This window comes from Monashia sp. HAY1-2A (assembly GCF_056755315.1).
In genome coordinates this window covers 13,080-27,254 of record NZ_JBNDHY010000054.1, presented here as the reverse complement: position 1 = coordinate 27,254, position 14,175 = coordinate 13,080, and the positions used below count along the sequence as shown (strand labels likewise).

Here is a 14,175-nt window from a genome sequence, read left to right as displayed (position 1 = left end):
GCGCCTGCACGGCTCGGTGACCAAGGCCGCACGCAGCCGGCGCGGGGGTGCGCCGCGCACGCTGGTAGCGTCGGAGCGTCCAAGCGCCACACCGATGTGAAGGGCCCTCACGTGAGCACAACCCCTGTCAAGGTCGCCGTCACCGGCGCCGCCGGCCAGATCGGCTACAGCCTCCTGTTCCGCATCGCGAGCGGTGCGCTCCTCGGTCCCGACACCCCGGTCGAGCTGCGACTGCTCGAGATCACGCCGGCGCTCAAGGCGCTCGAGGGTGTCGTCATGGAGCTGGACGACTGCGCCTTCCCGACGCTCGCCAAGGTCGAGATCGGCGACGACGCCACGAAGGTCTTCGACGGCGTCAACCACGCCCTCCTCGTCGGGGCCCGCCCCCGCGGCCCGGGCATGGAGCGCGGCGACCTCCTCGAGGCCAACGGCGGCATCTTCGCCCCGCAGGGCAAGGCCCTGAACGAGGTCGCGGCGGACGACATCCGCGTCACCGTCACCGGCAACCCGGCCAACACCAACGCGCTCATCGCCATGAGCAACGCCCCCGACATCCCCACCGAGCGCTTCTCGGCCCTGACGCGCCTCGACCACAACCGCGCCATCAGCCAGCTCGCCGCCAAGCTCGGTGTGCCCGTCACCGAGATCACGAGGATGACGATCTGGGGCAACCACTCGGCGACCCAGTACCCCGACCTCTTCCACGCCGAGGTCTCGGGCAAGAACGCCGCCGAGGCCGTGGGCGACCAGGACTGGCTCGAGAACACCTTCATCCCGACCGTCGCCAAGCGAGGCGCGGCCATCATCGAGGCGCGCGGTGCCTCCTCGGCCGCCTCCGCGGCATCGGCGACCATCGACCACGCGCGCACCTGGGTCCAGGGCACGCCCGACGGTGACTGGGTCTCGATGGCGGTCCGCTCGGACGGCTCCTACGGTGTCGAGGAGGGCCTCGTCTCCTCCTTCCCCGTCACGGTGCAGGACGGCCGCTGGTCGATCGTCCAGGGCCTCGACATCGACGACTTCTCGCGCGGCAAGATCGACGCCTCGGTGGCCGAGCTCGCCGAGGAGCGCGACGCCGTCAAGGGCCTCGGCCTCATCTAGACCGGCTCGCCTCAGCCAGCGACGGGCGCCGATCACCGCGGGTGACCGGCGCCCGTCGCCGTTTCCGGCACGTGCGGTTCGCGGAGGCGACGGCGTCGAGGTGGTCGGTCGCGGCCGAGCGCGAGGAATCACCTCGACCGACGCGGGCCACGACCCAGTCGAGGCGATCGGTCGCGGCCGACGGCGAGGAATCACCTCGACCGCGCGAACGCGGGAGGGGTCGGCTCAGCGGGTGGTGCGGTCGACCGTGGTGCGGGTCGGTCCCTCGGTCGAGACGTTGACGGTGGCCGACGCGATGAGCACACCGATGCCGAGCGTCAGCAGGACGATGACATCGAAGGCGCGCGAGCGGACGTTGAGGCCGCCCGCCTTGCGCGCCGGCCGGGCGACGAGGCGGATGACGGCACCCACGCCGAACGCCGCGGCCATGATCCGCCCACCCCACCGGACGTCGTAGAAGCCCATCGTCAGCACGCCGGCAGCGGCGACGGCGGCCACGAGGTACCACCAGCTGAGGACGACGAACCCGCTACCCCGCCACTGCATCGGGGCGGCTCAGGCTCCCGCGGCGGCCGACGTCTCGGCGGCAGTGACGATGTTCGTCAGCAGGAGCGCGCGAGTCATCGGGCCGACGCCACCCGGGTTGGGGCTGATCCAGGCGGCCACCTCCGCGACGTCGGGGGCGACGTCACCGGCCACCCTGCCCTCGACCCGGCTCACGCCGACGTCGAGCACCGCGGCACCCGGCTTGACCATGTCGGCCGTGACGATGCCGGGCACGCCGGCGGCGGCGATGACGATGTCGGCCTGGCGCACCTCCCCGGCGAGGTCCTTGGTGCCGGTGTGACACAGGGTCACGGTGGCGTTCTCGCTCCTGCGGGTCAGGATCAGCCCGAGCGGTCGACCGACGGTGAGGCCGCGCCCGACGACGACGACCTTCGCGCCGGCGATCGGCACGTCGTGGCGGCGCAGCAGCTCGATGCATCCCATCGGCGTGCACGGCAGCGGCGCCGGCTTGCCGAGGACGAGCCACCCGAGGTTGGTCGGGTGCAGGCCGTCGACGTCCTTGCGCGGGTCGACGCGCGACAGCAGCGCCATCTCGTCGAGGCCGGTCGGCTGCTGGACGAGGAAGCCGGTGCACGCCGCGTCGGCGTTGAGCTCGTCGATGACGGCCTCGACCTCGGCCTGCGTGGCGGAGGCCGGCAGGTCGCGGCGGATGCTCGTGATGCCGATCTCGGCGCAGTCCCGGTGCTTGGCGTTGACGTACCACTGGCTCGCCGGGTCCTCGCCGACGAGAACCGTGCCGAGCCCGGGGACGACCCCCTGTTCGGCCAGCCGTGCGACCCGCTGGGCCAGCTCGGCCTTGATGGTCTTGAGGGTCGCCTTGCCGTCGAGGATGCGTGCCGTCACGGGGGACATCCTGCCACGGCCGCGGGGGCGTCCCCGCGGCCGTCCGGGCAGCCCGTCAGCCGGGCGAGCGTCGCTCAGGTGGTGAGGTCCTCGAGGGGGACGTCGGGATCGGCCAGCCGGTCACGGTCGACGACCGTGCCGTTGCGCACGAGCTGCTGCACCGCGTCGATGGTGTCCCACACGTTGACGTGCATACCGGCGAGGACCCGCACGCCGTCGGCATCCGGGACGACCCAGAACGCCATGAACTCGTTGCTTTCCGGCTTCCCGCGCAGGACGACCTCGGCGCCGGAGTCCCGCGGCACGTACCCGGCGTACTCGAGTCCGACGTCGTACTGGTCGGAGAAGAAGAACGGCACCGGGTCGTACGTCTGCTCACCGGTCGCCATGGAGCGGCCGGCCGCGAGGCCGCCGTCGTTCGCGTTGGCCCAGTGCTCGACGCGGATGTTGCGGTCGAGCGTCGTGCTGCGCCAGCTCGCGACGTCGCCCGCGGCCCAGACGCCGTCGGCGGACGTGCGCAGCGCGGCGTCGGTGACGATGCCGTTGTCGACCTCGATGCCTGCCTTCTCGGCGAGGCCGGTGTTCGGCGTGATCCCCACCCCGACGACGACGGCGTCGGCCGGCAGGCGGTCACCCGAGCGGGTGACGACGGCCTCGACACGCCCGTCCCCCTCGATCCGGTCGACGCCCTCGCCGAAGCGGAACTCGACACCGTGGCTGCGGTGCAGGCCCGCGAACCACGAACCGACCGTCTCGCCCATGACCGCGTTGAGCGGCGTCGGCTGCGGCTCGACGATCGTGACGGAGGCACCGGCCTCGGCCGCCGCGGCCGCGACCTCGAGGCCGATCCAGCCGGCGCCGACGATGACGATCCGCGCGTCCTTGCCCAGGCGCGCCTTGAGCGCCTCGGACTCCGGCATCTCGCGCAGGTAGAGGACACCCTCGAGGTCGGCGCCCGGCACGTCGAGCGCCCGCGGCGAGGACCCGGTCGCGAGGAGGATCTTGTCGTACCCGACGACGGAGCCGTCCTCGAGCGTCACGGTCCGTGCGGCCGGGTCGAGAGAGGTGGCCGCCGTGCCGAGCCGCAGCTCCACGCCCTGTTCCGCGTACCAACCCTCGTCGTGGGTGAACGCCGACGCCGGCTCCTCGTCACCCTTGAGGACGCTCTTGGACAGTGGCGGACGCTCGTACGGCAGCCGCGGCTCCTCGGTGACGAGGACGATGCTGCCCTCCCGGTCGCTCTCGCGGATGCCTTCGACGGCCTTGGCGGCGGCCAGACCACCGCCGACGATGACGTACGTGGCTCGGTCGGCGTGCTGCGTCGTCGGGTCGCTCATCGGTGCCTCATACCCTGCGTCATGGCGCCAGCCAAACATGGCAGCGTCTCCCCGTCGAGACCCGGGTCCCGCCGGGCGCGTCCCGGGCGCATCCCGTGGGTCTCCCGGCCCGCGACGCCTCGAGGCGACTCGGCACCTCGGGAACGAAGCAATCCCACGCGATTCCCGTAGGAGATGGAAGTTTTCTGCCTATCGTGGGACAGCCGGTCACGAGACACCACCCACCCGCCCTGTCGCGACCGCGCACCCACGCCGTGGCGGTCAGGGGTTGCCGCGACGTGGACGAGAGCCCGCCCTCCTCCCGGGGCGGGCTCTCGCGTGTGCCGCCGGAAGCGCGGGCGCCTCAGGAGGTCCAGGCGCGCCAGAGCGCGGCGTACTCGCCGTCGAGCGCTACGAGCTCGTCGTGGCTGCCGAGCTCGGCGACCCGCCCGTCGATGACGACGGCGATGCGGTCGGCGTCGTGTGCCGTGTGCAGCCGGTGCGCGATGGCGACGACCGTCCGCCCCGTGAGCAGCGCGTTCATCGAACCCTCGAGGTGGCGCGCCGTCCGCGGGTCGATGAGCGAGGTGGCCTCGTCGAGGACGATGGTGTGCGGGTCGGCGAGGATGAGCCGGGCGAGCGCGACCTGCTGGGCCTGCCCCGGCGTCAGCGCCTGGTGTCCCGAGCCGAGCTTCGTCTCGAGCCCCTCGGGCAGCCGCTCGACCCAGTCCAGCGCATCGACGGCCCGCAGCGCCTCGCGCACCGCGTCGTCGCTCGCGCCCTCGCGGGCGAGCACGACGTTGTCGCGGACCGAGCCGATGAAGACGTGGTGCTCCTGGGTGACGAGGGCGACCTCCCGGCGCAGGACGTCCAGAGGCAGCTCCACCAGCTCGACGCCGCCGACGGTCACCGAGCCGGTGCGTGGCCCGTGGATGCCCGCCAGCAACCGTCCGAGGGTCGACTTGCCCGAACCGCTCGGACCGACGATGGCCAGCCGCTCCCCGGTCGCCATCGTCAGGTCAATGCCGTGCAGGACGTCGTGACCGCTGCGGTAGGCATAGCGCAGGTCGCGGCCCTCGAGGTGGGGGCCCGCGGGTCGCGCGGTGCCCGGCGTGCGGTCGGGCGGCACGGTGGCGATGCCGAGCAGGCGGGTCGTCGACGCGACGCCGACCTGCACGCGGTCGACGGTGTGCACGAGCATGTCGAACGGCGCCCAGAGCGCCTCGGCGTAGAGGATCGCCGTGGTGATCTGCCCGAGCGTCGCCCACCCCTGCGCGAAGCCGAGCGCCCCGAGGAAGAGCACGAGGACCCGCGGGAGGCTGAACGCGACGTCCATGACGGCGAAGAGCAGGTTGCGCAGCGTCATCGTGTAGCGCTCGGCCTGGCCCGACACCTCGATGTCGTCGTCGCCGCGGCGCATCCGGTGCCGCGCGAGCCCCAGGGCTTCGACGGTGCGGGCACCCTCGACGGTCTCGGTGAGCGTCGTGTTGATCCGCGAGTAGGTGCCGCCTTCAGTGAGGTAGCCCCGGGCGGCGCGGCGCAGGTACCGGCGCACCTGCGCGAGCGCGACGGTCATGAGCACGAGCGAGGGCAGCGACAGCCAGAGCGAGTTGGTCACCATCGCCACGAGCGTCAGCACGACGGTGATACCGGCGAAGAGGGACTGGGGCAGCGCCCAGCGCACGCTCTCGCTCATGGTGCCGACGTCGCGGGTTACCCGGGTCACGAGGTCGCCGGTGCTCGCGCTCTCGACGCGTGACAGGGGCAGCCGGAGGATGGCGCGCACGACGTACTCGCGGGCGGTGGCGAGGACGCCCTGCCCCAGGTACGTCGCCGACAGCTGCGCCGCGAACGTGAACAGGCCCTGCACGACGACGAGGGCCGCGACGACGAGCGCTGCCGAGCCGGCCCCCGCCATCGCGGCGTCGACGCGTCCGGCCTGCACGTCGGCCACGGTGGAGTCGACGAGCCGGCCGAGCAGCCGCGGCACGAGCAGGCCGGCACCGGCAGCGAGGGCGTTGGCCAGGACGACGGTGACGACCAGCACCTTCTCGTCGGACAACAGGCCACGCATGAACCGGACGACGTCGCGGGTGGTCGCGATGGGCAGGCCGGTCCGGGCGTTCATCGTGTCGGCGACGAACTCCCGGGCCCGCCGCTCGCGCAGCAGGTGGCGACGCCGCAGCGCCGCCAGCCGCTCCCCCACCGACGCGGACGCCGGCGGGCGCAGCTCGGCCGGCACGGCCGGCGCCTCGTGGGCGGCGTCCCACGTGCGTGCCGACTCGGCGGCGAGCTCGGCCGGTAGCAGGGCGGCGGGCACGGTCGAACCGGCGCGGTGCTCGTTCCGCTCGAGCAGGTCGTGCTGGTCGGCCCCGTCGGCCCGGTCGGCCCCGTCGGCCCGGTCGGCCCCGTCGGCCCCGTCGGCCCGGTCGGGCCGGTCGAGCTCGTCGAGCTGGTCGGTGTGGCTCATCGGCTCTCCTCCGCACCGTGGCGGGCGAGGACGGACGGGTCGGCGTCGCCGCGCGCGACGACGGCGCGGTAGGCGTCGGAACGCGCGAGCAGGTCGGCGTGGCGGCCGCGCTCGGTGGCGCGCCCCTCCTCGAGGAGGACGACCTCGTCGGCGTGGTGCAGCAGCAGCGGCGACGCGGTCATGACGATCGTCGTGCGGCCGGCGCGGTGTGGTCCGAGCCGTTCGGCGATGCGCGCCTCGGTGTGGGCGTCGACGGCCGACGTCGGCTCGACGAGGACGAGGACCTCGGGGTCGGCGGCGAGCGCCCGCATGAGGACGAGGCGCTGGCGCTGGCCACCGGACAGACCGCGTCCACGCTCCTCCAGCTCGCCCTGCCAGCCGCCGGGCAGCGCGTCGAAGACGTCCTCGGCCGACGCGGTGTGCAGGGCACGCTCGGCCTCGTCGCGCGTGAGGCGTCCGAGCGGGTCGACGGCGCGGCGGAGCGTGCCGGCGAAGACCTGCGGCGCCGTGTCACTGACGAGGATGGTGTCGCGGACGTCGTCGAGCTCGACCCGCGAGAGGTCGACGCCGCCGACGGTGACGCCCCACGGACGCCGGGCCTGTTCCTCGTCGCGGCGCGCCTGCTCCTCCCGTGCCCGCGTGCGCGCGGAGCGCTCGCGTCGGGCCGCGCGACCCTTGAGGTCCTCGGGGATCTCGTCGCTGACGAGCGCGCCCTCGTCGCGCGGCAGGTACCGACCGATGCGGTCGGCCAGCGCGGCCGAGTCGTCGGGCACGGCGCTCACCACCATGGTCAGGCGGCCGGGGTCGAACGTGGCACCGGACCGCTCGTCGACGATGGCGGCGCGCTGCGGCAGGGGCTGCGGGTCGTCGGGGTGAACCCACGGCGGGCGCTGGGCGAGCACGGCGACGGCCTTGCGTGCCGAGACGACCGAGCGCGTCCACTTCTGGGCGAACTCGACGAACGTGCGCATCGGCTGGATGAGGAACAGGCCGTAGCCGAGGAAGCTGACGAGCTGGCCTACGGTGAGGCGTCCCTGGGCGACCTCGCGCGTGCCGACCCACATGAGGGCCACGACGAAGCCGCCCGACAGGAGCACGCCGACGGACTCGACGGCGGCCAGCCAGCGGCCGGCCGCGACCCCGGAGCGCCGGACCCGCTGCGACTGGGCCGCGTAGTTGCCGCCGAAGGTGTCCTCGCCGCCGATGCCGCGCAGGATCCTCAGGCCGGCGACGATGTCGGTGGCCATCGAGGTCAGCTCGGAGTTGCGGGACCGCTCGACACCCTGCCAGCGCTGCATCGGCCGCAGCAACGGCGAGCCCAGCACGACGAGCAGCGGCGCCGACACGAGGACGAGGACCCCCATGCGCACCGACGTCGTGAGGACGATGCCGGCCACGACGAGGTAGGCCGCCAGCTGCGAGAACGCCCGGGTCGAGATCTCCATGAGCGCCCCGAACTGGTCGCCGTCGCTGCCGGAGACCGACAGGACCTCGCCGGTGGGCGTACGACGGGTCAGGACGTGGCCCAGCTGGAGCGCCTTGCGGGTGACGAGCTTCGTCGTGCCGTAGAGGGCGATGAGCCACTCGCGGACGATGATCGTGTGGTAGACGACGCCGCTGCTCGCACCGACGACGGTGACGGCCGCCAGCGCGAGCACCCACCGCAGCGTCGTGCTGCCGTCGCCGGCGACGATGCCGGTGTCGATGGCGCGCCCGACCATCCACGGGCCGACGGTCTGGGGCACCATCCACACGAGGGCGGCGGTGAGGCCGGCGAGGAAGAGCACGCCGTTCTGCCGCACCATCCACCGCAGGAGGCGGCGCGGGCTGCGGGTGTCGGGCTCGGCGGCACCGCGCTCGGTGTAGGCGCGGGTGTGGGGCGGGAAGTCTCGCATGGCCCGTCCACCCTAGGCCGGACGACCGACACCGCCCCACCGGTTTTCCGGGTGCACCGGCGGCTGCCGGCGGGGCGGTGTCGGGTCAGCTCACGGCGTCGGGTCCAGCAGCATCGACGAGCGGATGTCGCTGTTGCCGAAGGTGGCCGGGCAGTCCCGGATGACGTTCGGGCGCGGAGCGGCCGGGTTGGTGTAGAGCGCCGCGCGGTAGGCGTCGATCGCCGGGCAGTCGGCGGCGTCGCGGGTGTCGTTCCACACCGCCACCACGCCGGTGCGCGAGGCCGCGGCGTAGACGTAGTCGCCGAGGAACTCGTCGGTCAGGGCGTTGGCCGACGAGCCGCGCGGGTCACCGACCACACCGCGGTGCAGCTCCGCCCAGCCCGCCAGCGCACCGCCCGCCGCGACGTCCGTGTGCCACACCGCCCCGACGAGCCCGCGTGGCGACGTCGTGTCGTTGCGGTAGGGCGTCGTGAACGCGTTGTACACGACGTAGACGTCCGTGCCGTTCGGGGAGATCGCCGGTGCCGAGTAGAACGGCCGGTCGCCCGAGGTGATGGCCACGGCCGTCGGACCGGTCCACGACGTGCCACCGGTGCGGGACGTCGCGACCATGAGGCGCTCGTGGTTCAGGCCGTTCTTGCCGTCGACCCAGGTCATGACGATCTGGTTCGTCGCGCCCGTCCCGGTGGGGGCGCCGTTGGCGATGTCGACGCTGGGCGCGGGCGCCAGGTCGACGCGAGCACCGCCGAGGCCGTCCATGACCGGGCGACCCTGGACCGGGTCGAAGACGCCGGGCTTCACGACGCTGGCGATGAGCTTCGGGCCGGTGAAGTGCACGCCGCCGTCGGTCGAGCGGTACATCATCTCCCAGCTGATGCCCCTCCGGACGCCGACGCCGAAGACGTAGACGACGCCGTGGCTGTCGGTGCGGACCGTGCAGCCGTCGGGCTGGCCGCTGATGCCGTTGTTGGTGGCCGGGCCGACCTGCCTCGAGGTCCACGTCACGCCGCCGTCGGTAGACCGTCCGATGATGAGCGGCGTCGGGAGCGCGCGCCCCTTCTCCTGGCTGCGGAAGGAGGCCCAGCACAGGTACGTCGTGCCGAAGTGGGGGCTGCTCGCCGCGTTGTCGGACCAGATCTGCTCCTTGTCCGAGAACGTCGTCGAGGACTGCTTCGACACGAGCACCGGAGCGGACCACGCCGCGTTGTGCCCTGCCGTCGCGCCGGCGATGTCGTCGGTGTGGGAGACCGCGATCGCCTCGAAGCCCTTGAACGTCTGGTCCTGCCTGGTCGCGCCGATGTTCGCCGTCAGGTTGGCGTAGTAGAGGCGCGAGCCGTTGGCCCACGAGAATCGGCCGGATCTGTCAGGACGCGGTCCGAACGCCAGCCCGGGGTCGCCGTCGGAGGAGAGGCCGGCCTCGTAGTACCGGGGCAGCGTCCCGATCGGGCCGACGTGCGTCTGGCACGGTGCCGGGCCGAGGCAGTCGCGGGCCGTCAACCCGGTATAGGTCGGCTGCGTCCAGGACGCGCCACCGGTCGAGGAGAAGTAGATGCCGGACAGTCCGACACCGGCGGTGAAGGGACACGTGGTGGGGTCGCCCGCGGCACACGACTCGAGGTCGATCTCGTCGTTGGAGCCCGCGGCCACGACCGAGGGCGCGTGCGCGTCGATGGCGACTGCCGGTTCGTTCTGCTTGTTCTGCGAGAAGGGTGTCACCGGGCTGCCGTTCGTCACGAGGACGTCCGACGGCGCGGCGACCGCCACTGCGGCACCCGCGAGGGCGGTGGCCAGGGATGCCAGGGCAGCGGTCACGATGCGTGGTCGACGCATGACTGCTCCGTTCGGTGGTCGGAAAGATGGACGGTCGTCAGCGTCGGCGCCCGATGGCGGCCACCTCCAAGAGTGCTCCCGGCCGGACGTGTCGACAAGACGTCCGAGCGGCGAAGTCCGAGGGGTCAGGTGGTGGCCTCACCCGCCAGCGTCGCGAGGGCCGCAAGGGCCTGGGTGAAGCACTGCTCCGGCGGGGTCACGAGGCCCGCGCCGACCTGGCCCGTGCCCGCGACGCGTCCGGCCATGCCGGTGTTGATCTGCGGCAGGATCCCGGTGCGCGCCACGGCGGCGACGTCGATGCCGGTCGGGGTGCCGCGGAACTCGAGGATCGGCACCTGGAAGGCCTGGTGCTCGCCGACGGTGATCTCGTACATCGTCTGGGTGGCCCGCAGCGCGAACGGCACGTCGCCGCCGACGAACCTGACGATGGCCGGCGCTGCCGCCATGGCGAACCCGCCGATGCCGGCCGTCTCGGTGATCGCGGAGTCGCCGATGTCGGGGTTGGCGTCAGCCGGCCCGTAGGCGCCGAGGAACAGGCCCTCCGGGGTGTTGGCCGGACCCGTGAACCAGGCGTCGCCCGTGCCGGACACCCGGATGCCGAAGTCGGTCCCGTTGCGCGCCATGGTCGTCACGACGCTCGAGCCCGGGATGCCTTGTGCGGCAAGGGTGCTCAGCTTGCACGCGGGCATCCCGAGGTTGAGGAAGAAGTGCTCGTTGGCCCCGGAGAAGCGCACCGCCTCGGCGATGTCGGTCGACGACGCGTCGGCCGTGATCATCGTCGGCAGCAGCTCGCGCAGGAGCATGAGGGAGCCGGCACGGTTGCGGTTGTGCCCCTCGTCGCCCATCTGGAGCATCTGCGCGATGACCGCCTTCACGTCGACCGGCCCCGAGGCGTCGACCCGGGCGCGCACGGACTGCCGGAGGATCGGTCCGAGCGCCGAGCTCATCCAGTGCAGCCGGTCGATGACCTCGGGCCCGTAGGCGCCGTAGCGCAGCACCTTGCCGAGGCCCTCGTTGAGCGAGCACCACGACGTGTTGCCGTGGACGTCGTCGCGCAGCTCGTAGAGCCACATCGACGGGCTCACGACGCCGGCCATCGGCCCGACGGCGTCGCGGTGGTGGCACGGCTCGAGCGTGATGCCATCGCCCTTCTCGAGCCTGGCCTCCGCCTCCTCCGCGGTGTCGGCCAACCCCTCGAAGAGCATCGCGCCGATGAGCGCACCCCTGAGCGGCCCGGACGCGCGGGCGAACTCGATCGGCGGCCCGGCGTGCAGGAAGGTGCCCGGCTCGAGGCCGAGCGCGTCCGACGCCGTTCGGACGTCGACGAGGTCGGCGCCCGCGGCGACCATGCGGCGCAGCGCCTCGGCGTTGGCGGCGTCGCGACGCGGGTCGGCGAGGACCAATGCCAGATGACCCTCCGTGCCGGGCATGGGCGGTTGCCACGCCACCTCGGACACCCGGACCGCCTGGGCCCGCAACGACTCGGCGAGCAGCGGGATGCCGGCAGTCGCCACGGTGACGTCGGACTCGAGGAGCCCGCTCAGCGGAGGTGCTCCGTCGACCGAGGCACCCACCGGCCCGGCTGCTGCGGGAACCCTCGCGCGGTCCGTGGGCGTGGAGGGTGCGGGCGCCTCGCGGCCGAGGAGACGGACGGCCTCGCGGGCGGCGGCGGCGTTGGACAGCAGGACGGTGGCACCCGCCTCGACGAGCGCCGCGACGGACGCCTCGAGGTCCTGCGGGTCCGACGCGGTGCCGGTCACCGACACGACGACGGGCAGGGTACGTCCGGCCTGCGCCGCGGTGGTGCGTGCGGCCCGCACCGCGTCGGCCAGCTCGGGGGCGGGGTCGGCGTGGGAGCCGTGGCCCAGGACGAGGTCGAGGAGCAGGACCCCGCACGTCGGGTCCACGGCTTCGGTGGCGATGCGCTGCAGCCGCAGCGACGGGTCGATCATGGGGTGGGCCCGGCCGCGCGTCAGGGTGTCGTCGCCGAAGTCGACGACGACGTGGCCGGGGTCGCGCAGGTCGGGCCCGAGGGCGAGGTCCGGGCGCAGGGGGATGTTGGACCGGATGTCGCCGAGCGACGCAGCGGCCACGAGCATCGCCTCGTCGGCCAGCGTGCCCCCGCAGAACAGGCCGCGCAGCGAGGGTCCGGTGGCCTGCTCGCTCGACGAGGCCCCCTGCCACACCGGCCATCGCGGCAGCACGGGTGGCACGGGTGGCACGGACGAGGCACGACCGGCGGCCGTGACCACGGCCTCGACCGACGCCGTGAGGTCGGCGCGCCCCTGCCCCAGCGTCGCCCAGTGCACCGGCTTGCCCAGACCGGCCGCGAAGGCCTCCAGGTCGGCGAGTACCTCGGGGTCCGGCGGTTTCGAGACGACGACGACGCGGTCGGTGGTCGGGTCCGCGGCCAGCGCGGCGAGCGCCTGGCGCGTCGAGCGGCCGCCCACCGCGGCCGACAGGTCACGGCCGCCGACGCCGAGGCAGTGGCTGACGCCGACACCGGCCGCGTCGAGGAGGCACATGACCTGCTGCGCGCCGGTGCCCGATGCCGCGACGAGCCCCACCGGACCGGGCCGCACGACGTTGGCGAAGCCGAGGGCGACTCCACCGACGACCGCGGTGCCGCAGTCCGGACCCATGACGAGCACGCCCGCCTCGGCGGCGGCGTCCTTGAGCCGCACCTCGTCGGCCACCGGCACGTTGTCGGAGAACACCATGACCGAGACACCGGCGCGGACCGCGTCGAAGGCCTCGACCGCCGCGTTCGGCCCGGGGACCGAGACGAGGGCCAGGCCGGCGCCGGAGGCGGTGATGGCACCGCCGAGCGTGCGGCTCGGGGGCGCCTCACCGAACCCGCCGCCACCGGAGGGCACCGGACGGAGCCCGGCCAGGGCCTCGTCGACGGCGACGCGGGCCGCCGCCACGGCCTCGTCGCTGCCGCGGACGGCGACGACGAGGTCGTTGGGCGACGCGTCGGGCACCTCGAAACCCATGGCGCGGATGACCTCGAGGTTGAGGTCGGTGGCCATCGCCACCTGGGCGGCCTCGACACCGGGTGTGGCCGCGACCGTGCGCGACACCTGCATGAGGCTGACGGAGTCGTGGTAGGCGCCGGTCCTCAGCTCGACGTGGTCAGGCACTGCGGGGTCCCTTCTCGGTGTTGGATTCCCGGTGGTCGGCATCCGACCTGTCATGCGAGACAGGCGGGGCGGCTGCATCGAGGGCGAGCAGCGCTCCGGCGAGGCCGGAGACGAGGTCGTGCCCCGACGAGTGCCCGATGGCCAGGACCCCCGCGAGGCAGTCCGCCACCGCGGCAACGGCCTCCGGCGACGTGGCCTGACCCGCGCCACCCTGCAGGGCCGACACGAGCCGCACGACCTCCGGCACCGCATAGCCGTCACCCGCCGCGACGAGGAGCGCGGCGGACAGGCTCGTCGTGCGACCCAGGTCCTGCCCGACGGCGGTGCGCAGGGCCGACAGGGCGCGCCCGGCGCCGACGCCTCCGTCACGAGGGCCGGTGGCCGACCCGGCGGCCACGAGGGCGAGCAGCGCGCCGCACAGCGCATCGTCCCCGCTCGGCGTCAGCCCGCGGCCCGCGCCGACGAGCCCGCGGACCCCGGCACCGACCGGGCGTCCGGCGAGCGCGTCTGCCACGACCTCGTGGACGAGCTGGCCGAGGACGCCCGGCTCCGGCAGCGACGCGGCCGCCCCGGCACGTGGCATCCCCGGCCGCACGCGCGCGGGCCGGGCGAGCCGGGACGCCACGATCTCGACGTCGGGCAGCAGCACGCGTCCGCCACCCACGAGCACCGCGTCACCCGGCACGACGCCCCACCGCACGCGCCCCGACGGGTCGGCGAGCCTGAGCCCGACGGGCAGGAACAGGGCGTCCGAGGTCAGCACGGCCAGGACCTCCTCGTGCGCGCCGACCCCGACGTAGAGGCAGGTGGGGAAGGCCGCGAGCACCGGGCACGAGCGCACCGCCCGGGCCACCGCGCCGGCCACGAGCGGCGACACCGAGGCGGGCACGAGCACGTCGGACGCGTCCGTCACCGCCACCTCCGACCCATCGCCGAGGCGACCGGGCGACGCGTCCGCAGCCATCGGCCCGCCGACCGCGAGGGCCTGCCGGCGCCGGGCCGCACCGTCA

At 73.7% G+C, this 14,175-nt stretch carries 9 protein-coding genes; 1 reads left to right on the top strand and 8 read right to left on the bottom strand.

The window, feature by feature from the left end:
- The first annotated feature begins 111 nt into the window (after positions 1–111).
- A complete protein-coding gene (locus tag ACPYOM_RS10235; RefSeq protein WP_481339467.1) occupies positions 112–1,101 on the top strand; it encodes a malate dehydrogenase in 990 nt (329 codons plus the stop codon).
- Positions 1,102–1,326: 225 nt separating this feature from the next.
- Here ACPYOM_RS10235 and ACPYOM_RS10230 read toward each other — a convergent pair whose 3' ends face one another.
- The 8 genes from ACPYOM_RS10230 to ACPYOM_RS10195 all read right to left on the bottom strand — a co-directional run bounded on the left by ACPYOM_RS10230 (position 1,327) and on the right by ACPYOM_RS10195 (position 14,078).
- Positions 1,327–1,647, bottom strand: coding sequence for a DUF3017 domain-containing protein (locus ACPYOM_RS10230; protein ID WP_481345848.1), 321 nt, complete (start codon positions 1,645–1,647; stop codon positions 1,327–1,329).
- 9 nt (positions 1,648–1,656) lie between these two features.
- Positions 1,657–2,511, bottom strand: coding sequence for a bifunctional methylenetetrahydrofolate dehydrogenase/methenyltetrahydrofolate cyclohydrolase (locus tag ACPYOM_RS10225; RefSeq protein WP_481339463.1), 855 nt, complete (start codon positions 2,509–2,511; stop codon positions 1,657–1,659).
- 74 nt (positions 2,512–2,585) lie between these two features.
- Positions 2,586–3,848, bottom strand: a complete 1,263-nt coding sequence (locus ACPYOM_RS10220; RefSeq protein ID WP_481345847.1) for an NAD(P)/FAD-dependent oxidoreductase — start codon at positions 3,846–3,848, stop codon at positions 2,586–2,588.
- 343 nt (positions 3,849–4,191) lie between these two features.
- Entirely contained in the window at positions 4,192–6,297 is a 2,106-nt protein-coding gene (locus ACPYOM_RS10215) for an ABC transporter ATP-binding protein (RefSeq protein ID WP_481345846.1), read from the bottom strand.
- Entirely contained in the window at positions 6,294–8,192 is a 1,899-nt protein-coding gene (locus tag ACPYOM_RS10210) for an ABC transporter ATP-binding protein (protein ID WP_481345845.1), read from the bottom strand. The genes ACPYOM_RS10215 and ACPYOM_RS10210 overlap by 4 nt, the downstream gene beginning before the upstream one ends.
- A 90-nt stretch (positions 8,193–8,282) precedes the next feature.
- Positions 8,283–10,022, bottom strand: coding sequence for a sialidase family protein (locus ACPYOM_RS10205; RefSeq protein ID WP_481345844.1), 1,740 nt, complete (start codon positions 10,020–10,022; stop codon positions 8,283–8,285).
- 125 nt (positions 10,023–10,147) lie between these two features.
- Positions 10,148–13,165, bottom strand: coding sequence for a bifunctional FdrA/YlbE family protein (locus tag ACPYOM_RS10200; RefSeq protein WP_481345843.1), 3,018 nt, complete (start codon positions 13,163–13,165; stop codon positions 10,148–10,150).
- Positions 13,158–14,078, bottom strand: a complete 921-nt coding sequence (locus tag ACPYOM_RS10195) for an oxamate carbamoyltransferase subunit AllH family protein (protein WP_481345842.1) — start codon at positions 14,076–14,078, stop codon at positions 13,158–13,160. Before ACPYOM_RS10195 ends, ACPYOM_RS10200 begins: the two co-directional genes overlap by 8 nt.
- Between the last annotated feature and the right edge of the window lie 97 nt (positions 14,079–14,175).

Excerpts from the sequence above, each read along its gene's own strand:
- ACPYOM_RS10230 (WP_481345848.1), bottom strand. The coding sequence starts at position 1,647 with ATGCAGTGGCGGGGTAGCGGGTTCGTCGTCCTCAGCTGGTGGTACCTC.
- ACPYOM_RS10220 (WP_481345847.1), bottom strand. The coding sequence starts at position 3,848 with ATGAGCGACCCGACGACGCAGCACGCCGACCGAGCCACGTACGTCATC.
- ACPYOM_RS10215 (WP_481345846.1), bottom strand. The coding sequence starts at position 6,297 with ATGAGCCACACCGACCAGCTCGACGAGCTCGACCGGCCCGACCGGGCC.
- ACPYOM_RS10210 (WP_481345845.1), bottom strand. The coding sequence starts at position 8,192 with ATGCGAGACTTCCCGCCCCACACCCGCGCCTACACCGAGCGCGGTGCC.
- ACPYOM_RS10205 (WP_481345844.1), bottom strand. The coding sequence starts at position 10,022 with ATGCGTCGACCACGCATCGTGACCGCTGCCCTGGCATCCCTGGCCACC.